Source organism: Ectothiorhodospira mobilis (assembly GCF_016584115.1).
In the GTDB taxonomy this organism is placed as follows: domain Bacteria; phylum Pseudomonadota; class Gammaproteobacteria; order Ectothiorhodospirales; family Ectothiorhodospiraceae; genus Ectothiorhodospira; species Ectothiorhodospira mobilis.
Genome location: NZ_NRSK01000009.1, coordinates 1 through 22,780, shown reverse-complemented (window position 1 = coordinate 22,780; position 22,780 = coordinate 1). Strand labels below are relative to the sequence as shown.

22 protein-coding genes are annotated in these 22,780 nt (G+C 69.4%); 13 read left to right on the top strand and 9 right to left on the bottom strand.

What is annotated here, in order from left to right:
* Positions 1-16: 16 nt before the first annotated feature.
* The 5 genes from CKO33_RS05540 to CKO33_RS05520 form a co-directional block, all read right to left on the bottom strand.
* Positions 17-2,503, bottom strand: a complete 2,487-nt coding sequence (locus tag CKO33_RS05540) for a heavy metal translocating P-type ATPase (protein ID WP_200180122.1) — start codon at positions 2,501-2,503, stop codon at positions 17-19.
* Positions 2,504-2,670: 167 nt separating this feature from the next.
* A complete protein-coding gene (locus tag CKO33_RS05535; RefSeq protein WP_200180121.1) occupies positions 2,671-3,321 on the bottom strand; it encodes an OmpA family protein in 651 nt (216 codons plus the stop codon).
* A 316-nt stretch (positions 3,322-3,637) separates the two neighbouring features.
* The gene (gene groL, locus CKO33_RS05530) at positions 3,638-5,287 is read right to left on the bottom strand and encodes a chaperonin GroEL (protein WP_200180120.1); all 1,650 of its coding nucleotides are present in this window, start codon (positions 5,285-5,287) and stop codon (positions 3,638-3,640) included.
* Between the two features lie 55 nt (positions 5,288-5,342).
* On the bottom strand, positions 5,343-5,633 hold the full coding sequence (gene groES, locus CKO33_RS05525) for a co-chaperone GroES (protein WP_090483261.1): 291 nt from the start codon (positions 5,631-5,633) through the stop codon (positions 5,343-5,345).
* A gap of 299 nt (positions 5,634-5,932) precedes the next feature.
* Positions 5,933-6,451, bottom strand: coding sequence for an FxsA family protein (locus tag CKO33_RS05520; protein ID WP_200180119.1), 519 nt, complete (start codon positions 6,449-6,451; stop codon positions 5,933-5,935).
* Positions 6,452-6,590: 139 nt separating this feature from the next.
* Between CKO33_RS05520 and CKO33_RS05515 the strand changes: the two genes are divergently transcribed.
* The 11 genes from CKO33_RS05515 to fis all read left to right on the top strand — a co-directional run bounded on the left by CKO33_RS05515 (position 6,591) and on the right by fis (position 15,415).
* Positions 6,591-7,142, top strand: coding sequence for a thioredoxin family protein (locus CKO33_RS05515; protein WP_200180117.1), 552 nt, complete (start codon positions 6,591-6,593; stop codon positions 7,140-7,142).
* 82 nt (positions 7,143-7,224) lie between these two features.
* The gene (cutA, locus tag CKO33_RS05510) at positions 7,225-7,545 is read left to right on the top strand and encodes a divalent-cation tolerance protein CutA (RefSeq protein WP_200180116.1); all 321 of its coding nucleotides are present in this window, start codon (positions 7,225-7,227) and stop codon (positions 7,543-7,545) included.
* Between the two features lie 47 nt (positions 7,546-7,592).
* Positions 7,593-9,422: a protein-disulfide reductase DsbD gene (locus CKO33_RS05505; protein ID WP_439099424.1), complete on the top strand. Its 1,830-nt coding sequence runs from the start codon at positions 7,593-7,595 to the stop codon at positions 9,420-9,422.
* A 39-nt stretch (positions 9,423-9,461) separates the two neighbouring features.
* Positions 9,462-9,992 carry a TlpA family protein disulfide reductase gene (locus CKO33_RS05500; protein ID WP_200180114.1) on the top strand — a complete coding sequence of 177 codons (531 nt, stop codon included), beginning with the start codon at positions 9,462-9,464 and terminating at the stop codon, positions 9,990-9,992.
* 233 nt (positions 9,993-10,225) lie between these two features.
* Complete coding sequence (gene aroQ / locus CKO33_RS05495; protein WP_200180113.1) at positions 10,226-10,669, top strand: type II 3-dehydroquinate dehydratase; 444 nt, start codon at positions 10,226-10,228, stop codon at positions 10,667-10,669.
* Between the two features lie 5 nt (positions 10,670-10,674).
* On the top strand, positions 10,675-11,151 hold the full coding sequence (gene accB / locus CKO33_RS05490; RefSeq protein ID WP_200180112.1) for an acetyl-CoA carboxylase biotin carboxyl carrier protein: 477 nt from the start codon (positions 10,675-10,677) through the stop codon (positions 11,149-11,151).
* A 13-nt stretch (positions 11,152-11,164) separates the two neighbouring features.
* A complete protein-coding gene (gene accC, locus CKO33_RS05485; protein ID WP_200180111.1) occupies positions 11,165-12,511 on the top strand; it encodes an acetyl-CoA carboxylase biotin carboxylase subunit in 1,347 nt (448 codons plus the stop codon).
* Positions 12,512-12,539: 28 nt separating this feature from the next.
* A complete protein-coding gene (prmA, locus tag CKO33_RS05480) occupies positions 12,540-13,424 on the top strand; it encodes a 50S ribosomal protein L11 methyltransferase (RefSeq protein ID WP_200180109.1) in 885 nt (294 codons plus the stop codon).
* A gap of 156 nt (positions 13,425-13,580) precedes the next feature.
* Entirely contained in the window at positions 13,581-14,096 is a 516-nt protein-coding gene (locus tag CKO33_RS05475; RefSeq protein WP_200180108.1) for a DUF3426 domain-containing protein, read from the top strand.
* A gap of 60 nt (positions 14,097-14,156) precedes the next feature.
* Positions 14,157-15,143: a tRNA dihydrouridine synthase DusB gene (gene dusB, locus CKO33_RS05470; protein WP_200180107.1), complete on the top strand. Its 987-nt coding sequence runs from the start codon at positions 14,157-14,159 to the stop codon at positions 15,141-15,143.
* Positions 15,140-15,415: a DNA-binding transcriptional regulator Fis gene (gene fis, locus CKO33_RS05465; protein ID WP_200180106.1), complete on the top strand. Its 276-nt coding sequence runs from the start codon at positions 15,140-15,142 to the stop codon at positions 15,413-15,415. The genes dusB and fis overlap by 4 nt, the downstream gene beginning before the upstream one ends.
* A gap of 26 nt (positions 15,416-15,441) precedes the next feature.
* On the opposite strand, the gene CKO33_RS05460 is transcribed toward fis, so the two are convergent.
* The 4 genes from CKO33_RS05460 to CKO33_RS05445 all read right to left on the bottom strand — a co-directional run bounded on the left by CKO33_RS05460 (position 15,442) and on the right by CKO33_RS05445 (position 19,338).
* Positions 15,442-16,152, bottom strand: a complete 711-nt coding sequence (locus CKO33_RS05460; RefSeq protein WP_200180105.1) for a GNAT family N-acyltransferase — start codon at positions 16,150-16,152, stop codon at positions 15,442-15,444.
* Positions 16,153-16,301: 149 nt separating this feature from the next.
* Positions 16,302-17,039 (bottom strand): PEP-CTERM/exosortase system-associated acyltransferase, encoded by a 738-nt coding sequence (locus CKO33_RS05455; RefSeq protein ID WP_200180093.1) that lies wholly within the window; start codon positions 17,037-17,039, stop codon positions 16,302-16,304.
* Positions 17,040-17,062: 23 nt separating this feature from the next.
* On the bottom strand, positions 17,063-18,463 hold the full coding sequence (locus tag CKO33_RS05450) for a hypothetical protein (protein WP_200180091.1): 1,401 nt from the start codon (positions 18,461-18,463) through the stop codon (positions 17,063-17,065).
* Positions 18,460-19,338 carry an outer membrane lipoprotein-sorting protein gene (locus CKO33_RS05445; RefSeq protein ID WP_338081732.1) on the bottom strand — a complete coding sequence of 293 codons (879 nt, stop codon included), beginning with the start codon at positions 19,336-19,338 and terminating at the stop codon, positions 18,460-18,462. The genes CKO33_RS05450 and CKO33_RS05445 overlap by 4 nt, the downstream gene beginning before the upstream one ends.
* Positions 19,339-19,481: 143 nt before the next feature.
* On the opposite strand from CKO33_RS05445, the gene CKO33_RS05440 reads away from it, so the two are divergent.
* Together CKO33_RS05440 and CKO33_RS05435 are read left to right on the top strand one after the other, a co-directional pair.
* Positions 19,482-20,360: a ThiF family adenylyltransferase gene (locus CKO33_RS05440; protein ID WP_200180089.1), complete on the top strand. Its 879-nt coding sequence runs from the start codon at positions 19,482-19,484 to the stop codon at positions 20,358-20,360.
* Between the two features lie 48 nt (positions 20,361-20,408).
* The gene (locus tag CKO33_RS05435; protein ID WP_200180232.1) at positions 20,409-22,664 is read left to right on the top strand and encodes an MMPL family transporter; all 2,256 of its coding nucleotides are present in this window, start codon (positions 20,409-20,411) and stop codon (positions 22,662-22,664) included.
* Positions 22,665-22,780 lie beyond the last annotated feature (116 nt).

Here is a 22,780-nt window from a genome sequence, read left to right as displayed (position 1 = left end):
CCTCCGCCGCAAACGATCAGGCGGCGGGCCGGAACCGCTTGAGCCGCAGGGCATTGGTCAGCACCGACACCGAGGACAGGGACATGGCCGCTGCCGCGAACATGGGGGAGAGCAGGAGGCCGAAGGCCGGGTAGAGGGCACCCGCGGCCAGGGGCAGCAGGGTGGCGTTGTAGGCAAAGGCCCAGAACAGGTTCTGGTGGATGTTGCGCAGCGTGGCCCGGGACAGGGCGATGGCGTGGACCACGTTGCGCAGGTCCTCCGACATGAGCACCACCGAGGCCGACTCCATGGCCACGTCCGTGCCCGAACCGATGGCGATGCCCACATGGGCCCCGGCCAGGGCCGGGGCATCGTTGATGCCGTCACCCACGAAGGCCACCCGCGACTCCCCGGCCCCCAGGTCGGCCACGGCCCGGGCCTTGCCCTCCGGCAGCACCCCGGCCAGCACCTGGTCGATACCCAGTTCGTCGGCCACGGCCCGGGCGGTGCGCGGGTTGTCGCCGGTGACCATCACCACCCGCAACCCCAGCCGGTGCAGCCCCTGCACCGCCTCGCGGGCCGAATCCTTGGGGGGATCGGTCACCGCCAGCACCGCCTCCAGGTGCCCGTCCACCGCCAGCAGCAGGGGGGTGCCGCCCCGGTCGGAGACGGCCTGCAGGGTCTCCCCGGCCGCCTGCGTGTCGACCCCGGCCGCGGAGAGGAAACGGGGCGAACCCAGCAGCAGCGCCTGTCCCCGGACCCGGCCCTTCACCCCCTGGCCGGCCACCGCCGCGAAGCCCTCCACCTCCGGCGGGGTGATCCCCCGCTCCCGGCAGCCACGCTCCACGGCCCGGGCCAGGGGGTGTTCGGAGCGGACCTCCAGGGCCCCGGCCAGGGCCAGCACCTGCGCCTCGGGGCGATCCCCCAGGGGCGTCACCGCCGTGAGTTCGGGGCGTCCCCGGGTGAGGGTGCCGGTCTTGTCCAGGGCCACCACGTCCACATCCCGCAGGGCCTGGAGGGCATCCCCGCCGCGAAAGAGCACCCCCATCTGCGCCCCCTTGCCGGTGCCCACCATGATGGAGGTGGGGGTGGCCAGCCCCATGGCGCAGGGGCAGGCGATGATGAGCACCGCCACGGCGTTCACCAGGGCCAGGGTCAGGGCCGGCTGCGGACCGAACAGCAGCCAGACCACAAAGGTCACCCCGGCCACGGCCATGACCGCGGGCACGAAATAGCGCGTTACCCGGTCCACCACCGCCTGGATGGGCAGACGCGAGGCCTGGGCCGCCTCCACCATGCGGATGATCTGGGCCAGCACCGTATCGCCACCGACCCGGGCCGCCTCCAGGGTCAGGCCGCCCTGGGCGTTCACCGTGCCGCCCACCACCTCGTCTCCGGCGGATTTGGACACGGGCAGCGGCTCGCCGGTGATCATGGACTCGTCCACGTGGGAGTCCCCCTCCAGCACCCGGGCGTCCACGGGAATGCGCTCGCCGGGGCGCACCTGGATGCGGTCCCCCGGCTGCACCTGCTCCAGGTCCAGATCCACCCAGTCCCCGTCACGCCACACCCGCGCCGTGCGCGGACGCAGCTGCATGAGCCGGCGGATGGCCTCGGAGGTGGCCCCCCGGGCGCGGGCCTCCAGGTAGCGCCCCACCAGGATCAGGGTGACGATCACCATGGCCGCCTCGTAGTAGACGTGCACCGTCCCCGGGGGCAGCACGCCCGGGAGGAAGGTGGCCACCACGGAATAGCCGTAGGCGGCGCTGGTGCCCAGCATCACCAGGGAATTCATATCCGGCGCGCCGCGCATCAGGGCCGGCCAGCCCTTGCGGTAGAAGCGCAGACCCGGGCCGAACTGCACCACGGAGGCCAGCACGAAGAAGAGCAGGTGCAGTCCCCGGGTGCCGATCCCCTGCTCCAGGGCCTCCTGCAGGCCGGGCACCAGGGGCGCCCCCATATCCAGGATCACCACCGGCAGGGTCAGGGTGGCGGCGAGGATCAGGGCCCGGCGCAGCCGGCCCAGTTCCTGCGCCCGGCGGGATCGTTCCCGGTCCTCGGCATCGCTCCCCTCTTGATGGGGGGTAGCCTCGTAGCCGGCGGCCTGCACCGTGCGGGCCAGATCCCCGGCGGTGAGACGCGGATCCAGCACCGTCACCCGGGCCTGGCCCGTGGCCAGGTTCACCTCGGCGGACTCCACCCCGGGCACCGCCTCCAGGGCCTGCTGCACCCGGGAGACACAGGAGGCGCAGCTCATCCCGGTCACATCCAGCACGAGGGTCTGCTGTCGCAGCCCGTAGCCGACCCCCTCCACTGCCCGGCGCAGGGCCTGCGGCGACGGGGCGGCCTCGTGGCCCTGCACCCTGGCCTGCTCCGTGGCCAGGTTCACCTGCACGTCCGCCACCCCGGGTACCGCCTTCAGGGCCTCGTCCACCCGGGCCACGCAGGAGGCACAGTTCATGCCCTCGATGGCAAGGGTGATGCCACGGTGGGCATCCGCGGCGGGAGCGGGGGGCTGCGTCATGGCTCAAGACCTAGCAAACAACTAGGATTAAACCCTAAGGGATTTCATTGATGGATTTCAATGCATGGACCCTATGGGGGGGGGGACGGCCAGGGAGGCCCGGGGTCCGCTGGAGGGGCTGAGGCCCGCCGAAGGGATCCCCCCGGCAGGCCCGTCGGATCACGGCATCAAGGCCGCTGGATGCGGCGCTCCAGTTTCTCGATGCGGATCTCCACACGGCGGTTGGCCAGACGGCCCTCGGCGGTGTCGTTGTAGGCCACCGGGCGGTCCGGTCCGTAGCCCACGGTGATGACGTCACCCGCAGCCACACCCTGGTCCACCAGGTACGCCTTGACCGATTCGGCGCGATCCCGGGAGAGGCGCTCGTTCAGTTCGCGGGGGCCGGTACTGTCGGTGTGGCCGGCCACCACCACGCGCTCCAGCCGATCACCGGCGGCCAGGATGGCATCCGCCACACGGTCCAGCTCCTGCTCGGCCTGGGGGGAGAGCTCGCTCTTGCCCGTGGGGAAAAGAACCTCGCCCTTGAGCGTGACGGTTTCTGTCACCACCTTGGGTTCCGGTTCGGGGGCCGGCTCGGGCTCGGCCTGAGCCACCGCCTCTTCCGGCTCCGGGGCCTGGTAACCGGGGCAGCCCTGGATGGCCAGGGCGGGTTCCCAGCGGGGGGTCTTCACGCAGTCGCCGGAGCCGTCCCGCACCACGGTCCCCCGGGGATCGGCGGTGTAGCCCGTGGCGGCCTGGACGGGCGCGGCGGCGAGCAGGGCCAGGGCCAGTGCACCGGCACCCGGGAGGATCATCGGCTTGTGCAGCTTCTTTTGCATCTTCTTTTCTCCTTCACGATTCGAGCGGGTTGGTGTGAACAGCCCGATTCCGCCCGTGCGCCATCGGTCCATGGCGCCTCGGACTGCGTTCCCTGAGCGGTCCCGCGGCCAGGGCATGCCCCCTGGGCGGAACCGGTCGACATTGCCCCATGCCCGCGTCGCGGGAGCAGCGACGGCACAGGGGCGGTGACCTAGAGGATAGAGCATTCGCGTCCCGCTGTCGGCCCGGGGGCGGGGGCATATAATGACGAAGCCCCGCACGGGGCGGGGCTTCGCGAGGGCCTTACGGCCGCTTGGGTACAGCGGGGGGTTGGGCTTACATCATGCCCATACCGCCCATACCACCCATGCCGCCCATGTCGCCGGCACCGGCGGCGGGCTCTTCCTTCTTCGGCAGTTCGGCCACCATGGCCTCGGTGGTGATGATCAGACCGGCCACGGAAGCGGCGTTCTGCAGCGCCGTGCGGGTCACCTTGGTGGGGTCCAGGATACCCATCTCGATCATGTCGCCGAACTCGCCGGTGGCGGCGTTGTAGCCCTGATTACCCTTGAGTTCGCGCACCTTGTTCATGATCACGGCGGGCTCGTCGCCGCAGTTGTACACGATCTGGCGCAGGGGCTCCTCCATGGCCAGGCGGGCGATGTCGACGCCCATCTGCTGGTCGTGGTTGATGCCCTTGACCTCGCCCATGGTCTCCAGGGCGCGCACCAGGGCCACACCACCGCCGGGCACCACGCCTTCTTCCACCGCGGCGCGGGTGGCGTGCAGGGCGTCCTCCACGCGGGCCTTCTTCTCCTTCATCTCCACCTCGGTGGCGGCACCCACCTTGATCACGCCGACACCACCGGCCAGCTTGGCCACGCGCTCCTGCAGCTTCTCCTTGTCGTAGTCGGAGGTGGCGTCCTCCATCTGGGCGCGGATGTGCTCGATGCGCTCCTTGATCTCGTCGTGCTTGCCGGCACCGTCGATGATGGTGGTGTTCTCCTTGGAGACCACGATGCGCTTGGCCTGGCCCAGGTCGTCCACGGTGGCCTTCTCCAGGGACATGCCCACTTCCTCGGAGATGACCTGGCCACCGGTGAGGATGGCGATGTCCTGCAGCATGGCCTTGCGGCGATCACCGAAGCCGGGGGCCTTCACGGCGGCCACCTTGACGATGCCGCGGATGGAGTTCACCACCAGGGTGGCCAGGGCCTCGCCCTCGATGTCCTCGGCGATGATCAGCAGGGGCTTGCCGGACTTGGCCACGCCTTCCAGCACGGGCAGCAGTTCACGGATGTTGGAGATCTTCTTGTCATGCAGCAGCACGAAGCAGTCGTCCAGCTCCGCGGCCATGTTCTGCTGGTTGTTGACGAAGTAGGGGGAGAGATAGCCGCGGTCGAACTGCATCCCTTCCACCACTTCCAGGGTGTTCTCCAGGGAGGAGCCTTCCTCCACGGTGATGACCCCTTCCTTGCCCACCTTCTCCATGGCCTGGGCGATGATCTCCCCCACGGACTCGTCGGAGTTGGCGGAGATGGTGCCCACCTGGGCGATGGCCTTGCCGTCGGTGCAGGGCTTGGAGAGCTTGGCCAGTTCGTCCACGGCGGCGATCACGGCCTTGTCGATACCGCGCTTGAGGTCCATGGGGTTCATGCCGGCAGTCACGGCCTTCATGCCCTCGCGCACGATGGCCTGGGCCAGCACGGTGGCGGTGGTGGTGCCATCCCCGGCTTCATCGGAGGTGTGGGAGGAGACCTCCTTCACCATCTGCGCACCCATGTTCTCGAACTTGTCCTCCAGTTCGATCTCCTTGGCCACGGACACGCCGTCCTTGGTCACGGTGGGGGCGCCGAAGGACTTCTCCAGGACCACATTGCGGCCCTTGGGCCCCAGGGTCACCTTCACGGCGTTGGCCAGGATGTTCACACCCTTGACCATGCGACTGCGGGCGTCGTCACCAAAGCGGATTTCTTTCGCGCTCATGCTTGCTGATTCCTCTCGATCTTGAATTCGGTATGGAAAGGGGGTGGCCGGTGGATCAGCCCTCGATGACGGCCATCACGTCTTCCTCGCGCATGACGAGGAGGTCTTCGCCGTCCACCTTCACTTCGGTACCGGAATACTTGCCGAAGATGACCTTGTCACCCACCTTCAGGTCCAGGGCACGGACCTCGCCGTTTTCCAGGATCTTGCCATTGCCAACGGCCATCACCTCGCCACGGATGGGCTTCTCGGCCGCGGTGTCGGGGATCACGATGCCACCGGGGGTGGTGCGTTCCTCTTCCATGCGCTTGATGATCACCCGATCATGCAACGGACGGATATTCATGGGCCTTGACTCCTTAAGAGTTGTCGATTGGACGGTTTGAGGGTCTGCGGATCCCCGGGGCGCTGTTAGCACTCCCCGTTGGTGAGTGCCAATGATAGTAATGACCTGTGGGATGTCAAGGGGGCGCGGACAAAACGGAACGCAACCGGGCAGGACCCTGCAGGCCCGGCTGCCAATGGATACGGATACGGGGGATGGGGCCTGACGAGGGAGGGATCAGGGACATGCCCGGGAACCGGGACGAACGGGGGCTGCAACAAGGCTGGGGGCGCCCCTGCCGGCCTCCCCGGGCGGGCGGATCAGTGGCGACGGTCGCCTTCCTCGTCCCGTGGCGGTGCCACGGAATCCCGGGAGTCGGGCTCCCGTTCCCACTCCCCTTCGATGGTATGACCCTTCTCGCCCCCCGGATACGGGCCCCGGCGGCGGGTATAGGCCTGGTGCACATGGCCGCGGGCCACAAACACCCCCTTGCTCATGAGCCAGCGGGCCATGACGCGGCGGGTGGCGGGGATCAGGCAGGCAAAACCCAGGGCGTCGGTGAAGAAACCGGGGGTGAGCAACAGGGCCCCGCCGAACACCAGAAAGACCCCTTCCACCAGTTCCGTGGCCGGCAGTTGCCCCTGATCCAGGCTGCGCTGCATGCGGGTCAGGGTGGCCAGACCCTGGCGCCGGAGCAGGAAGGCCCCGAGCACGGCGGTGAACACCACCAGACCCACGGTGGGCCAGACCCCGATGACCCCGCCCACCTGGATCAGGATGTAGATCTCCACCAAGGGGATGGTGAAGAACAGGATCAACAGGAGCGGGAAGATGGGCATGACGATGCGGTACCTCGGGTTTTTCACCCTTATAACAGCGCCGGGGTCAGGCCGTAAACCGCAGGCCGGCCCTGGAAATCCGGATTCGGTTATGGTGTTATACCCTTGAGAAATATCAAACCGAACCGGAGGAGCCGATATGATCCCTTCCCCCCGCCGACACACCCCCCTCACCCGGCTGACCGCCCTGCTGCTCCTGCTGCTGGCCACGGCCCTGCCCCTGCAGGCCCCGGCCCAGGAGCGGGATCCCTACGAACACCTCTTTGGCATGACCTTCGGGGACTTCCGGGAGGAACTGGCCATGGCGCGGGAAGAAGGCAAGAAGGCCGTCATGATCTTCTTCGAGATGGACGGCTGCCCCTACTGCCGCCACATGAAGGAGGAGGTACTGGACCGGCCAAAGGTCCAGGACTACTACAACGCCCACTTCGCCAGCTTCGCCGTCGACGTGGAAGGGGCCCTGGAGATCACCGACTTCCAGGGCCGGACCACCACCGAGCGGGAATGGGCCGAGACCCACGGGGTGCACGTCACCCCCGTGTTCCTGTTCTTCGACCTGGAGGGGGAACCCATCGCCCGCCACACCGGCACCACCGACGGCCCCGGTCCCTTCCTGGAACTGGGGCGCTACGTGGCCGAAGGCCACTACCGGGACCAATCCCTGGAGGCCTTTCTGAAGGAAAGCGAGTAACCCCCCGGGGCCTGCGCCATGGCTTGAGCCGCCCCCCGGGGCGGTGCACCATGACGCCACCCCACCCCCGAGGAGAAACGCCATGAGTGAACCGCTGCTGATCATCACCACCCTGGACGATGAGGCCCGTGCCCGGGAGATCGCCGCCCTGCTGGTGGAACGGCACCTGGCCGCCTGCGTGACCATCCTGCCGGCGGCCACCTCCGTGTATGCCTGGGAGGGGGAGATCCAAGAGGATGCCGAGCACGTCCTGCTCATCAAGTCCCGGGCGGAGTGCTACGAGGCCCTGCAGGAGGGCCTGCGGGAGGAGCATCCCTATGAACTCCCGGAGATCATCGCGGTCCCCATCACCCATGGCCTCGAGGGCTACCTGCACTGGATAGAGGACACCACACGCCCATGACCCGACTGCCCCATCTGCCAAGGAAACGGATCACCCCACCGGCCCTGATGCCGCCCCGGATGATCCTGACGGCCCTGCTGTACCTGCTGGTCCTGGCCCTGCCCGCGGTGGCGGCGGCGGAGGATCTGCTGCCGCCGGAGAAGGCCTTCGCACTCCAGGTGCAACCCGGCGGGGACGACACCGTGATGGTCCACTGGGACATCGCCGATGGCTATTATCTCTACGGCCATGGGTTCGAATTCACCTCCCAAACCTCCGGCATCCAGCTGGGGGAACCCCGCCGCCCAGAAGGAAAGATCAAGGAGGATGAGTTCTTCGGCCAGGTGGAAACCTACCGCGGGGAACTGGACATCGTCCTGCCCCTGTCCCGTGCCGCCGGGGCCCCGGATACCCTGGAGCTGACGCTGCGGGCCCAGGGCTGTGCGGACGCGGGGGTCTGCTACCCCCCCCAGGTGCACACCGTCTCCGTGGACCTGGACACCCCCCCGACCCAGGCGGGCGGCGCAACCAGGGGGGATCCCGCCACGCCGGAAGACGGCGCGCGCCCCGCCCCCGCCACGGAACAGGACCGCATCGCGGCCCAGCTGGCCCAGGACAACCTCGGGCTGGTGCTGCTGGCCTTCTTCGGCTTCGGCCTGCTGCTCACCTTCACCCCCTGCGTCTTCCCCATGATCCCCATCCTGTCCAACATCATCCTGGGACAGAAGACACTCACCCCACGCAAGGCCTTCACCATCTCCCTGGCCTTCGTGCTGGCCATGGCGGTCACCTACACCGTGGCCGGGGTGTTTGCGGGCCTGGCGGGGGCCAACCTGCAGGCTGCCTTGCAGAATCCCTGGGTCATCGGCGGCTTCGTGATCATCTTCATCGCCCTGGCCCTGTCCATGTTCGGCTTCTACGACCTGCAGATGCCCGCGGCCCTGCAGACGCGCCTGTCCGCCCTCTCCAACCGCCAGCAGGGAGGCACCCTGGTGGGGGCGGCCGTCATGGGGTTCCTTTCGGCCCTCATCGTGGGCCCCTGCGTCACCGCCCCCCTGGTGGGGGCCCTGCTCTACATCAGCCAGACGGGCGACGCCGTGCTGGGCGGGCTGGCCCTGTTCAGCCTGAGCCTGGGGATGGGTCTGCCGCTGCTGATCCTGGGCACCTCCGCCGGCAGCCTGCTGCCCCGGGCGGGGGCCTGGATGGACACGGTCAAGGCCGTCTTCGGCGTGCTGCTGCTGGCCATGGCCATCTGGCTGCTGGAGCGGGTGGCCCCGGCGACCCTGACCCTCTTCCTCTGGGCCGCCCTGCTCATGGTCAGCGGGGTCTACATGGGGGCCGCAAGCCCTCTTCCCGAGGGGAACCGCGGCTGGCGGGCCCTGTGGAAGGGGCTCGGTCTGGTGATCCTGGTCTACGGCATCCTCCTCCTGGTGGGGGCCGCCTCCGGCGCCCGCGACCCCTTCCATCCCCTGGAAGGCCTCACCGCCGCGGACCAGGGGGACCGGCAGGGGGCAGAACTGCGCTTCCAGGCCGTGAACGACCCGGAGGAACTGGAACAGGCCCTGGAGACCGCCCGGGCGGCGGGGCAGCCGGTGCTGCTGGACTTCTATGCCGACTGGTGCGTGGAATGCACCCACATGGCCCGCACCACCCTGCAGGACCCGGAGGTGGTCCGGGCCCTCTCCGGGGTGCGGCTGCTGAAGGCGGACGTCACCGCCCAGAGCCGGGCCCATCGTGAACTCATGCGCTCCTTCGACCTCTTCGGCCCTCCCGCCATGATCTTTTTCAATGCCCGCGGCGAGGAGCGCCGCCATCATCGCCTCGTGGGGTACAAGGATGCCGAGGCCTTTCTGCAGCATCTGCATGCCGCCCTGGGCCCCACCCGCGACCCCGGCTGATCCCGCAACCCCCCATCCCCGCAAGCACGGAAATCCGCCATGGCCAAACGCCCCATCCGTCTCCTTTCCCTTCTCCTGGCCGCCTGGTCCATGGCTCCCTTGTTCATGGCTCCGGCCAGTGCGGCCCCCCTCGCCGGCGAGGGGATGCAGGGGGCGCAGGCCCCCGCCTTCACCCTGCCGGACCTGGAGGGCACTCCGCGCCGCATCGGGGAGTGGAACGGGCGTGTGGTGCTGGTGAACTTCTGGGCCACCTGGTGCCCGCCCTGCCGCAAGGAGATCCCCCTGTTCGTGGAGATGCAGAAGACCCACCGGGACGCCGGGCTGACCATCGTCGGCGTGGCCCTGGATGACCCCGATGCGGCGGCGGAATTTGCCCGGGACCACGGCATCAACTTCCCCGTGCTGGTGGGCGGCGAGCCCCGGGCCGGTGAGGTGGCGCGGGCCTACGGCAATCCCCATGGCAGCCTGCCCTACAGCGTCCTGCTGGACCGGGAGGGCAAGGTGCGGTATATCCATGTGGGCCGCCTGCACCGCCAGACCCTGGAGAGGGAGTTGGCGCCCCTGCTCTGAACCCACCCCCGCACTCGGGATTGCCCGTTTTCCGTCACAAATTTTTGGGAATATGCGGCAAACTTCTTTCAAAATCCGGGAATCATCGCCGTTGCGCTGGACACCACCCGGCGCTTGAGGCACAATCCCGCACACCTCTTGGGGGAGGTTCCCGTTCATCCGCGCGATGCACGCGCCGTCGTGTCCTGCCGGGGCGGCCCCTCCTTCGGCAATGTCCCAGTGTGCGAGCGCCCATGGCCCGATTCCTCCTGCTCAACGGTCCCAATCTGAACCTTCTGGGCATCCGTGAGCCCGGCGTGTACGGCCATCAGGGCCTGGACAGGATCGTCGCGGCACTCCAGCAGCAGGCCCGGGAGCAGGGTCATCACCTGGACGCCTTCCAGTCCAACGCCGAACACGCCCTCATCGACCGCATCCACGCGGCGCGGGAGCAAGGGGTGGAGTTCATCCTGATCAATCCCGGTGGCCTCACCCACACCAGCGTGGCCCTGCGCGACGCCCTGCTGGCGGTGGGCATCCCCTTCATCGAGGTGCATCTGTCCAACACCTTCGCCCGCGAGCGCTTCCGGCACCGCTCCTATCTCTCGGACGTGGCCGCCGGCGTGATCATCGGCCTCGGCCCCCACGGCTACACCCTGGCGCTGCAAGCGGCGATCCACCAGACAACCCTGAGCTGAGCACCATGGATATCAGAAAGATCAAGAAACTCATCGAGCTGCTGGAAGAATCCGGGATCAACGAGATCGAGATCCAGGAGGGCGAGGAGTCGGTGCGCATCACCCGGGCGGCCCAGGGTGGCAGCGGACAGGCCTTCATGATGCCCCAGACCTTCATGGCCCCCGGCAACCCTACGCAGCCGCCCCCGGCGGCGGCCCCCGACACGGCAACGCCGGAGCCCGGGGAGGAGGATGCCGGCATCCCCCCGGGTCATCAGGTGACCGCCCCCATGGTGGGCACCTTCTACCGCGCCCCCTCACCGGGCTCCAAGCCCTTCGTCGAGGTGGGTCAGCAGGTGGAGGTGGGGGACACCCTCTGCATCATCGAGGCCATGAAGATGCTCAACCAGATCGAGGCGGACAAGGCCGGGGTGATCAAGGCGGTCCTGGTGGAGAACGGGCAGCCGGTGGAGTACGGCGAGCCCATGTTCATCATCGAGTGAGGCCCAGCGAGCCATGTTCGACAAGATACTGATTGCCAACCGCGGCGAGATCGCCCTGCGCATCCTCCGGGCCTGCCGGGAGATGGGCATCAAGACCGTGGCCGTCCACTCGGATGTGGACCGGGACCTCAAGCACGTACGCCTGGCGGATGAGTCGGTGTGCATCGGCCCGGCCCGCTCCACGGACAGCTACCTGAACATCCCGGCCCTCATCAGCGCCGCGGAGGTCACCGACGCCGAGGCCATCCATCCCGGCTACGGCTTCCTCTCGGAGAACGCCGACTTCGCCGAGCGGGTGGAGTCCAGCGGCTTCGTCTTCATCGGCCCCCGCGCCGAGACCATCCGCCTCATGGGGGACAAGGTCTCCGCCAAGGAGGCCATGATCGAGGCCGGGGTGCCCTGCGTGCCCGGCTCCGGCGGCCCCCTGGGGGACGACGCGGAGGCCAACCTGGCCCTGGCCCGGGAGATCGGCTACCCCGTCATCATCAAGGCCGCCGGTGGCGGCGGCGGCCGCGGCATGCGGGTGGTCCATTCCGAGGGCTCCCTGGTGAACGCCATCTCCCTCACCCGCAACGAGGCCGCCTCCGCCTTCAACAACCCCACGGTCTACATGGAGAAATACCTGGAGAAACCCCGCCACGTGGAGTTCCAGGTCATCGCCGACGAGCACGGCAACGCCATCAGCCTGGGGGAGCGGGACTGCTCCATGCAGCGCCGTCACCAGAAGGTGATCGAGGAGGCCCCGGCCCCGGGGATCACCGAGGAGGAGCGCCAGCGCATCGGCGCCCGCTGTGCCGAGGCCTGCCAGCGCATCGGCTACCGCGGCGCCGGCACCTTCGAGTTCCTCTACGAGGACGGCGAGTTCTTCTTCATCGAGATGAACACCCGCGTGCAGGTGGAACACCCGGTGACGGAGATGGTCACCGGCCTGGACATCGTGCGCGAGCAGATCCTGGTGGCCGCAGGCCAGCCCCTGAGCATCCGCCAGGAGGACGTAGAGATCCGCGGCCACGCCATCGAATGCCGCCTCAATGCCGAGGACCCGGCCACCTTCATGCCCTCCCCCGGCACCATCAGCCAGTACCACGCCCCCGGCGGCCCCGGCGTCCGCGTGGACACCCACATCTACAACGGCTACAAGGTCCCGCCCCACTACGACTCCATGATCGGCAAGCTCATCAGCTTCGGCGCCACCCGGGACATCGCCCTGGCGCGCATGGGCGGCGCCCTCTCGGAGATCGTCATCGAGGGCATCAAGACCAACGTCCCGCTGCAGCGGGACCTGATCGGCGACACCGCCTTCCGGCGCGGCGGCACCGACATCCATTACCTGGAAAAACGCCTCAAGGCCCACGGCTGAACCCCGGCACGAGCCGGCGGAGACCCCCATGATCCAGATCACCCTGCCCGCCACCGCCGACCGCTCCGGGATGGTGGAAGACGCCCTGCTGGAGCACGGAGCCCTGTCGGTGATGCTGCAGGACGCCGGCGACGTGCCCCTGCTGGAACCCCTGCCCGGGGAGGAACCCCTATGGCCCGAACTGTGGGTGACCGGGCTCTTCCCCCGGGAGACCGACATCGGCGCGGTGACCGGGGCCCTGGCGGCGCAGCTGGACATCCCGGCGGAACACCTGCGCCACGAGGCCCTGCCGGACCGCGACTGGGTCCGGACCTGCATGGATGATTTCCATCCCATCCGCTTCGGTGAGCGCCTGTGGATCGTGCCCACCTGGCACGAGGCGCCGCAAAGCGACGCCGTGAACATCCGCCTGGACCCGGGGCTGGCCTTCGGCACCGGCACCCACCCCACCACGGCCATGTGCCTGCGCTGGCTGGACGCCCATCCCCCCGCCGGGCTGGAGGTGCTGGACTACGGCTGCGGCTCCGGCATCCTGGCCATCGGCGCCCTCAAGCTGGGGGCGCGCCACGCCTGGGCCGTGGACATCGACCCCCAGGCCGTGACCGCCACCCGGGAGAACGCCGAGCGCAACCACGTGCCCCCCGGGCAGCTGGACCTGGACCAGACGGAGGGGCTCCCCGAGGGGGCGGTATTCGACCTCACCCTGGCCAATATCCTCGCCAGCCCCCTGATGGCCCTGGCCCCCGCCCTGGCGGGGCGCACCCGGCCGGGCGGTCGCATCCTCCTGGCCGGGCTCCTGGACCGCCAGGCGGACGAACTCATCTCCACCTACGACCCCTGGTTCCACATGGGCGTGGCCGACCAGGAGGAGGGCTGGACCCTCCTGGAGGGGCGGCGGCGGGAGACGGACTGACCTCGTCCCGCGGGCGCGATCCCGGCGGACCAACGGCACGGGAACAGACAGGCCATGGACCCCTCCCCACCCCAACCCGCTCCGGGACCCCCCCCGCCCGCTGGCGGGACGGCGGCCGGGGCCCCATCCCTGCCCCCCGCCCTGCGGGATCTTCCGGTGCAGGGCGGGGGGCCCGGCCGCGGGGCCACCCTGGCCTGGGGCACGGCCTGCCTGGCCCTGATCCTGCTGCTGGCGGGGCAGATCCTCTACCATGAACGCCACCGCCTGCTGGCGATCCCCGCCCTGGAACCCGGGGTGCGGGCCCTGTGCCGCCCCCTGCCCTGCGCCCTGCCGCCGCCCCGGGATCTGGAGGCCCTGCGCCTGACCCGGCGGCGCATCCGTGCCCTCCCCCAGCGCCCCGGAATCCTGGAGGTGACCGCCGTGGTGGAGAACACCGCCCCCTTCCCCCAGCCCGCCCCGGTGATCGAGCTGACCCTGCGCGACCTGCAGGGCCGGCCGGTGGCCGCCCGCCGTTTCTTCCCCGCCGACTACCGGCCGGAGGAGGCCGGCGGCCAGCCCCTGGCCGCCGGGGAATCCATCTCCCTGGGGCTTTCCGTGCAGGACCCCGGAGCCCACGCCCCGGCCTTCGAATTCCGTTTCCTGCCGAACCCCCATGGCGGCGGACGGCTTTAAGCGCATCCGGTCCATGGGTATCATGTCCGCCTCCCGCACCCATCCCGAAGCACCGCCCCCATGCGCATCGGCCCCCACATCGTGGACCCCCCGCTGATCCTGGCCCCCATGGCCGGCATCAGCGATCTCCCCTTCCGCCGCATCTGCCGCCGCCTGGGGGCGGGCCTTGCAGTGTCCGAGATGGTGCACGCCGACATCCGCCTGTGGCATACCCCAAAATCCCGCCTGCGCCTGGACCAGAGCGGGGAACCCGCCCCCCGCAGCGTACAGATCACGGGCCGCGAACCGGACATGATGGCCGCCGCCGCCCGCGCCGCCGTGGAGCGGGGGGCCGGCATCATCGACCTCAACATGGGCTGTCCGGCGCGCAAGGTCATGAACCGGGCGGCCGGGGCCGCCCTGCTGGGGGACGAGGCCCGGGTGCGGGCCATCCTGGAGGCGGTGGTGGCGGCGGTGGACGTGCCCGTCACCCTGAAGATCCGCCTGGGCCTGGACCGGGTACACATCAACGCCCCCGTCATCGCCCGCATCGCCCAGGACTGCGGCATACAGGCCCTGGCGGTGCACGGGCGCACCGCGGCCTGCAGCTACCAGGACCCGGTGGACCCGGAGGCCATCGCCCGGGTGCGGGAGACGGTGTCCATCCCGCTGATCGCCAACGGCGACCTCTACACCCCGGAGGACGCCCGGCGGATGCAGGCCATCACCGGCGCCGACGCCCTCATGGTGGGCCGTGGAGCCCGGGGGCGGCCCTGGATCTTCGGGCGCATGGCCCGCGCCCTGGAGACGGGGGAGATCCCCCCGGAACCGGGGCCGGAGACGGTGCTGGCCATCGTGCGGGAACACCTGCAGGCCCTGTACGGACTCCACGGCCCCCGGGCCGGGGTACGCGTCGCGCGCAAGCACATCGGCTGGTACCTGCAGGGACGCCCCGGGGCGGAAGGCGCGCGCCAGGTCCTGCTGCAGGCCACCGATCCCGCCACCCAGCTGGACCGGATCACCCGGTACTTCGAAACCCTCCCCCCCGGTGAGGACATCGCGGCATGAACCGAGACAGCCTCCAATCCAGCCCCCGCGATGCCGCGGAACGCGAGACCCTGTCCGCCGCCGTGGCCCAGGCCCTGGACGACTACTTCACCCGCCTGGACGGCCACGAGCCGGACGGCCTCTACCGCATGGTGATGGAGGAGGTGGAACGCCCCCTGCTGGAATGCGTCCTGCGCCAGTGCAACGGCAACCAGAGCCGGGCCGCCCAGTACCTGGGGATCAACCGGGGGACGCTGCGCAAGAAGCTGCGCCAGCATGGCCTGGCCCTATAGGCGGCCAAGCTGATATACCACACGATTCAGGCTGCCCGGCAGACCTCGATCCCCCGCGGGGAGTTTCTACGGATGCCCTCCGAATGGAAACGGTAGGCAGGCGCCGCGGAATGGAATAACCGTGCCATCCGGGAAGAACGCTGCATCGCGCTGAAAACCGCCTCGTCCAGATGCGCCAGATACGGATAGCGCATACCGCGATGTTCACAGCCTGGCCCAACCCCATGAAATTCGAAGCCCAGCCGTCTCACAATCCGGGCCAATGCCCGATTCGCCAGAAAATAGAGATAGGGCACATCCTGATCCCGGGCATATTCTATGGCCGCCCGCAGCATGCCGGCGAAGAGATCCGGGGCACGCGCATCCTGTGGCATCTGCCCCCGCCCATCGGCGGCAGCATTCCCGGGCACCGTCACGCCACCGGGCACGCAGATCCGGGACAACTCCCAGGCCGGGCCCTGCACCTCCCGCTCCATATACGCCATCTGGTGCAGGGGCAGACCGTCCCGGTCGGGCGTGACCAGACGCAGCGCGCCAACCCATGCCCCTGTAGCCCGGTGACGGAAGATGAAGTGGACAGACACATCATCCCACTCGTCCCGCTCCTCCCCCTCCGGAAAGGCCTGCGGATCCTCGAACCCCCGCTCCAGGCAATACACGGTATATCGGATCCGGTGATGGATGCGGCGCGCCTCGGGCGTATCCGCCACAAAGGCCTCATAGGTTGCATCGAACATGTCGTCAGCCCCACCCTTATGGTTGATGGATGGGGCATTAAAGCACGCCACTCCCCGCCCCGGTTCGAGGCCGTCATCACAAATCGGGGCATATCCCCGCAAGGGATGGCGTCTTTCTTGACGATCACCACATTCCGGGTGAAAGGCCCTCAGGCCAGGCCAGCCGTCAGACTGGAATGCACAAACTCATGTAACTCCCGGATATCGGGACGCATGGAGTCCAGCACCTGCTGCACGGTGACGTGGTAGGCCGCCCGCTCACCGTGGTACTCCATGGGCCGGCCCACCTGCACGAAGGGGAAGCCCGAGGCCTGGAGCATGCGGGCCAGACGGCGTTCCATCATGACAAAGGCCTGCTCCCGTCCCGCCTGCTTCATGAGCGAGGTGCCGGCACAGAACAGGGCCAGGCCCAGCAGCGGGAAGGTGCGGCGCTCGTCCTCGGTGAGGATGTAGTCGGCCGGGAAGCCGGCGGGGGTCTCCGACTCCCCCTTACGGCGGCGGAACTGGGTGTGGACCGCCAGGCGGGAGACCTCGCCGATATCCTCCCGGGGAAAGTGGTCCGGCCGGCGCTCCGGGTGATCCAGGCTCTCCCCGCAGAAACGTTCCAGGGGCAACTGGAACCCGGGCTGGCCCGGCGGGGGGATGACCACGCGGATGCAGCCGGCGGCGCGCACGGTGGGGCGGTGCACGATGAGACAGTGGACCGCATGCTCGTCGTACTCATCCCGCTCCAGACCACCGGGACAATCCTCTTCCCGTTCGTAGCCGAACTCACGGCAGTAGACGGCATAGCGGATGCGAAAGACCTGCTCCAGGCGCTCCGGCTCATCGGCGGGCAGCACCTGGAAATATTCCTGAAAGTGTTCAACGAGACTGGACGCGGGCATGGGCGTACCACCTTGTACGGGGATCAGAAACGGGCGCGCCACCCCAGAATCCACAGATCATGGCGCTCATGGAAGCCGCCCAGGGTCACGTCCTCGCCCTCGAAATGGTGATAACCGGCATAGAACTCGTGGGGTTCCCGACCCACATAGGCCAGGCGCGGATTGAGATAGACCTCGCTCGGGTCCAGACCGATGGCAAAACGCATCCGTGCCTGCCAGCGCCCATGCCCCAATCCCTGCTCGGCGTCACCGAAGAGAGTATAGACGTTTTCCGCGTCCATCAGATCATCCGCACCGCCCATCCGGTGAGCGCCCCCCAGTTGCAGGTTCACCCGCAGATTGGCATCCCCCGGGAAGAATTCCACCCCCGCCACCCAGTCCACGGCCTCGGTGGTCACCGGGCGCAGATCCGCCCGGGTGGCCGGGCGGTCACTGAGCCAGGCCGCCTCAAGGCGCCAGGTGGACAGGCCGTGGGCGAAGGCCAGATCCCCCCCCAGGCCCCAGGTGTAGGGGTGCAGCCCCTCGAAGGTCACCGGGGCCGCGTTCAGGATCGCCTCCGGGTCCGTCGGGTCGGCCAGAAGGGCGCGCCGGGCCGCCGGGGTCAGGGCGTAGTAGGGGGCGGAACGCCGGCTGCGCTGCACGCTCAGGGCATAGTCCAGCCCCGTACCGGAGTGGCTCAGGCGCACCCCGCCCCCGCCGGATCCGCCATCCCGGTCCTGCACCCGCCCCCGGCGCATCAATGGGGCCAACAGCGGATCCGACGCCATCCCCAGGATGCGGCCCCGGACGCGGTCCACCGGGTGCCACAGGCCATCCCGGGGCGGCAGCTCGGCGGCGCGGAAGCGGGGGATATATACCAGATCCAGACGGTACTCCCGGAAAAACTCCTCCCAGCGCAGGGCCGGCACCGCCCGCCGGCGGTCCTCGAGATCATCCAGCACCAGGCGGGTCAGATCCTGCACCCCGAGGCCGTCCGTGGGCGGGCGCTCATCCACCCGCCCCCAGAGGATGCGCTGCGCCCCCACGGTGATGCGACGGCGGGGATCGCGGTAACGCAGAAAGGTCTCGTCGTAGTCCCCCTCCCCCCGGGCCAGACGGGAATCCCCGGTCTGCAGATGGGCGTCGAAGCGCCCGCCGAGGCGCAGGGACCACGGCCCGGGGAGCGGCCTGTCCCATTCCAGGCGGGCATGGAGGTAATGCACCGCCGACACCGGGCCTTCCCGGACGGGGAGGCCGGCCTCCAGGCGCAGTTCGGCCTCCAGGGGAACGGCATCAGACCCGGCCGGCGTCGGCACCTGGGGCGGGGGGGCCGGCTCGCCGATCACCAGACCCTGGGCCCCCAGGGACGGGGCCAGCAACAGGGCCGCCAGCATCAGCCCGCCCCCGCGGGCGGCCCTCGAGGGGGCCGGCACGGGGATGGTCATGGCCGGTATCCGGACTCCATGGCGGGATCGGCCAAGGCCCGGGGGGTGAACAGGGACTCGGGCAGACCCCGGTCGTAGCGCACCGTCTCCGCCGTCAGGCGGGTGCGGTGACCGGAATCCAGGTCCGTCATGGTGCTGTCCATCACCGTCCAGTAGCCCTGGATCTCCTGGATACGGTGGACCTCCAGGCGTTTGGCCGGGGTCTCCTCCCGGCCGGGGAGGTAGAAATCGATACGCAGGGGGATCAGACTGGGCTCGTGGATCCAGCTCACGCGGCGGGCATAGGCCGATTCCCCCGGATCCACAGGCACACTCTCCAGCTTCAGGGTGGCCACACCCTCGATCTCGTCCTCCCCCAGGAGCCGGTGGCGGTCCTCGTCGGGCCTGCGGTCCTGCAGGTCCTCGAAATACAGATCCGAGCCCACGAAGCGCCCGCCGCGCCGGGCCGAGGGGATACGCCGGTTACGGTCCAGGGCGGACAGATAGATCCACTGATCGCTGCTGCCGTCGGCATGGTCCAGGGTCAGCAGCCCCGTACCCGCGATATCGGCGGGGGCCGTGAAGCGGATCAGGGCATGGGTCTCGCCGGCGGCCGCGTCCCGCTGGTAGGTCACCATCCGCCGCACCCGGGGATCGCGCCCCGCCTCCTGCAGCACCATGGTCCCGCGGGTGGTCACGTCCTCGCCGTCGGGACGGTCATACACCCGCTGCGCCAGTTCCTGCCCCGGGCCGTCCGCCGCCTGGGCAAAGGGGATACCCGCCCAAAGGACACAGCACACAAGCATCGCCGCCCACAGGAGATGCCCCGGCCCCCTGGCCGGTCCGGGGTTGCCCCCGTCCTGCAAACCCTCACGGTCCCGTCGCCTGGTGTTCACCTTCCCTCCCGCGGGCCCCATGGCCCGGATCCGGCGTGCAGGGATGATTCTGGTGCCGGGAGGGGAAGCTGTCCAGTACCCATGCCCGGCTTGGTATAGACTGGGATCCAGCGCAACCGAAGAACCACATCGGGGGGGACGGGATGAACCAACGGTTCGACTACGGGGAGGCCTTCCAGCGCACCCTGGGCTGGATCACGCCGGAGGAACAGGCACGGCTGCGGCGGGCGCGGGTGGCCATCGCCGGCATGGGGGGCGTAGGCGGCGCCCATCTGCTGACCCTCACCCGCCTGGGCATCGGCGCCTTCTGCCTCTCGGATTTCGATGTCTTCGAACTGCACAACATGAACCGCCAGGCCGGCGCGCGCATGGATACCCTGGGGCGGCCCAAGCTGGAGGTCATGGCGGAGGCGGGCCTGAACATCAACCCGGAACTGGAACTGCGGCGCTATCCCGAAGGGGTGGACGCCACCAACGTCGACGCCTTCCTGGACGGGGTCGACGTCTATGTGGATGGTCTGGATTTCTTCGCCTTCGAGGCCCGCCGCACCCTGTTCAATGCCTGCCGGGAGAGGGGGATCCCGGCGGTGACCGCCGCCCCGCTGGGCATGGGTTCCGCCGTGCTCACCTTCATCCCCGATGGCATGGCCTTCGATGACTACTTCCAGTTCCGCGAAGGGCTGTCCACCGACGAACTCTCCCTGCGTTTCATGATGGGCCTGGCCCCGGCCATGTTGCAGATGGGCTATCTGGCGGATCCGGCGCAGGTGGATCTGGCGGCGCAGAAGGGGCCGTCCACCCCCATGGCCTGCGAACTATGCGCCGGCATGGCGGGGACCGAGGTGCTCAAACTCATCCTGGGCCGTGGCCGGGTGGTGGCGGCCCCCCGGGGGCTGCATTTCGACGCCTACCGCGGCCGCCTCGCCCACACCTGGAGACCCGGGGGCAACCGCAACCCCCTGCAGCGGCTGCTGCTGGCCGTGGCCAGGCGGCGTCTGGCGGCGGCGGCCCGATCCGGGTGAACGGCCCCCCGTGCCCCAGACGTCCCAGCCCATAGGAAGCGCCCCATGATCCGCTGGATGCTCCACCGTCCCCGTCTGGCCCTGGCCTTGCTGCTCGGACTCTTCCTCCTGCCGGGGCCGATGCTGCTGCAGCTCAAGCTCAACAACGCCCCGGAGGTGTACTTCCCCCGGGACGACCCGGCGGTGGCCTTCGACCGCCAGCTGCGGGAGCGCTTCCCCCAGGAGCAGGTGCTGGTGGCCCTGTTCGAGGGGGAGGATCTGTTCGACCCGGCCTTCCTCAAACCGCTGCACGAGACGGTCCTGGCCATCCGGGGCGATCCCCGGGTGGAGCGGGTGCTCTCGGTGCTCACCGCCGATCATATCCGTGCCACCGCCGACGGATTCGCCGTGGAGCCCCTGGTGGACCCCTACGACCTGGATGCCCGCACACCGGAGCAATGGCGGCAGCGGGCCCTGTCCGACCGCTTCGCCCCGGGCCTGCTGGTGTCGGAGGACGGCCGCGCCCTGGCCCTGGTGGTGCGCCCCCGGGCCCTGGAGGACAGCCTGCAGCGCCTGGCCCTGGAGCAGACGGTGCGCCAGGCGATCCGGACCCATGGCCTGGAACCCCGCCTCACCGCCCTGGCCGGCCACATCGCCCTGGACGTGGCCCAGCTCAGGGCCATGATCACCGACACCATGGCCTTCATCCCCGCCACCCTGGGGGTGGGACTCTTCCTGCTCTGGTGGCTCTTCCGGCGCTGGCTGGTGGTGATCCTGTCGGCGGCCGTCATCGCCACGGTGGCCAATGCCGCTGTGGCCCTGCTGGTGATCTTCAACCAACCCTACACCCTGATCGCCTCCATCCTCCCGCCCCTGCTCTCGGCGGTGGCGGTGGCCATGCTCATGCACCTGTTCAACGCCGTTCACCACGCGGCGCAGCGGGGGTACACCGGGCAGGAGCGGGTGCGGCAGGCCGTGGCCCAGGTGGCCCGGCCCATGCTGTTCACCGCCCTGACCACCGCCGCGGGCCTGGCCTCCCTCACCGCCAGCCCCATCCGTCCCATCGGGGCCTTCGGTCTCACCGCCGCGGCCGGGGTCCTGCTCACGGCGGCCCTGGCCCTGCTCATCCTGCCCGCCCTCATCGCCCGCTGGGACCGGGGAAGCTGGACCCGACAGCGGGGACGCATCCAGTGGGTGGACCGCTTCACCGGCTTCTGCGCCCACCTGTCCGTCCGCCGCGCCGGCTGGGTCCTGAGCCTCACCGCGCTGCTGCTGGCGGTGGGCCTGCCCCAGATCCGCCATGTGCAGGTGGAGACGGACCTCTATGCCTTCTTCGACGAGGATCACCCCCTGATCCAGTCCACCCAACGGGTGGAATCCAGGCTCTCCGGGGTGATGCCCCTGGAGGTGGTCTTCACGGCCCCGGCCCGGGACGGCCTGCACGACCCCCGGCGCCTGGAACACATCGACCGCGTGCAGCGCTGGCTCGAGGCGCGTCCCGAGGTGGACTACAGCCTCGCCCTGCCGGACTTCGTGGAGGAGATGCACTGGGCCTTCCACGGCGAGGACCCCGCCTTCCGCGCCCTCCCCGGGGACCCGCGCCTCATCGCCCAGTACCTGCTGGTCTACGACGGCGAGGATCTGTATGACGTGGTGGACCGGGATTTCCGCCGCGCCCGCCTGCTGCTGAACCTGAACGCCCACGGCGCCAGCGCCCTGAACCGGTTCATGGACGACCTGCGGCAGGAACTCACCGCCCGCCCACCCGGCGACCTGGACTGGGACCTGGCGGGCATGGGCCGCCTCTTCGCCGATCAGGAGCGGCTGCTGATCCAGGGACAGCTGCGCAGCCTCATCGCCGTCACCCTGCTGCTCCTGGCCCTGATGTGGATCCTGTGGCGCTCCCCCGCCCTGGCCGCGGCCAGCATGATCCCCAACCTGGCGCCGGTGGCCCTCATCTTCGTCGTCATGGGGACCTTCGGCATCTGGCTGGACATGGCCACCGCCATGATCGCCGCCGTGGCCGTGGGCATCGCCGTGGACGACACCATCCATATCCTGCATGGCTACCGCAGCCGCCGGCAGACAGGCGCTTCCCCCGCCTGGGCGATCGCCCGCACCTTCCGCCATGCCGGCCGGGCCGTGGTGGCCACCACCCTCGTGCTGGTGGCCCAGTTCCTGCTCCTGGGGCTGTCGGCCTTCCAGCCCACCGCCGCCTTCGGCCTGCTCACCGCCCTGGGCCTCGTTGCCGCCCTGCTTTTCGACCTGCTGGTGCTGCCGGCGATGCTGATCCTCATGGCGCGCACCCGCCTGCGCACCCACTGACGAGGGGCGCACATTGAAATGTCGGATCCCTTGACGAACCCGGGGCGATGCCGGCCACCGGTGAGATCGCCTATTCCATCCCGCCCCGTCCCACCCGGAACCGGACTCCCCCACCG

Bases quoted from the DNA above. Each gene is read 5' to 3' on its own strand.
- CKO33_RS05500 (WP_200180114.1), top strand. From the start codon at position 9,462: ATGGCCAAACGCCCCATCCGTCTCCTTTCCCTTCTCCTGGCCGCCTGG.
- accB (WP_200180112.1), top strand. From the start codon at position 10,675: ATGGATATCAGAAAGATCAAGAAACTCATCGAGCTGCTGGAAGAATCC.
- groES (WP_090483261.1), bottom strand. From the start codon at position 5,633: ATGAATATCCGTCCGTTGCATGATCGGGTGATCATCAAGCGCATGGAA.
- cutA (WP_200180116.1), top strand. From the start codon at position 7,225: ATGAGTGAACCGCTGCTGATCATCACCACCCTGGACGATGAGGCCCGT.
- accC (WP_200180111.1), top strand. From the start codon at position 11,165: ATGTTCGACAAGATACTGATTGCCAACCGCGGCGAGATCGCCCTGCGC.
- CKO33_RS05515 (WP_200180117.1), top strand. From the start codon at position 6,591: ATGATCCCTTCCCCCCGCCGACACACCCCCCTCACCCGGCTGACCGCC.
- groL (WP_200180120.1), bottom strand. From the start codon at position 5,287: ATGAGCGCGAAAGAAATCCGCTTTGGTGACGACGCCCGCAGTCGCATG.
- dusB (WP_200180107.1), top strand. From the start codon at position 14,157: ATGCGCATCGGCCCCCACATCGTGGACCCCCCGCTGATCCTGGCCCCC.
- CKO33_RS05520 (WP_200180119.1), bottom strand. From the start codon at position 6,451: ATGCCCATCTTCCCGCTCCTGTTGATCCTGTTCTTCACCATCCCCTTG.
- CKO33_RS05505 (WP_439099424.1), top strand. From the start codon at position 7,593: ATGCCGCCCCGGATGATCCTGACGGCCCTGCTGTACCTGCTGGTCCTG.
- CKO33_RS05440 (WP_200180089.1), top strand. From the start codon at position 19,482: ATGAACCAACGGTTCGACTACGGGGAGGCCTTCCAGCGCACCCTGGGC.
- CKO33_RS05460 (WP_200180105.1), bottom strand. From the start codon at position 16,152: ATGTTCGATGCAACCTATGAGGCCTTTGTGGCGGATACGCCCGAGGCG.
- CKO33_RS05535 (WP_200180121.1), bottom strand. From the start codon at position 3,321: ATGCAAAAGAAGCTGCACAAGCCGATGATCCTCCCGGGTGCCGGTGCA.
- prmA (WP_200180109.1), top strand. From the start codon at position 12,540: ATGATCCAGATCACCCTGCCCGCCACCGCCGACCGCTCCGGGATGGTG.
- aroQ (WP_200180113.1), top strand. From the start codon at position 10,226: ATGGCCCGATTCCTCCTGCTCAACGGTCCCAATCTGAACCTTCTGGGC.
- fis (WP_200180106.1), top strand. From the start codon at position 15,140: ATGAACCGAGACAGCCTCCAATCCAGCCCCCGCGATGCCGCGGAACGC.
- CKO33_RS05450 (WP_200180091.1), bottom strand. From the start codon at position 18,463: ATGACCATCCCCGTGCCGGCCCCCTCGAGGGCCGCCCGCGGGGGCGGG.
- CKO33_RS05540 (WP_200180122.1), bottom strand. From the start codon at position 2,503: ATGACGCAGCCCCCCGCTCCCGCCGCGGATGCCCACCGTGGCATCACC.
- CKO33_RS05455 (WP_200180093.1), bottom strand. From the start codon at position 17,039: ATGCCCGCGTCCAGTCTCGTTGAACACTTTCAGGAATATTTCCAGGTG.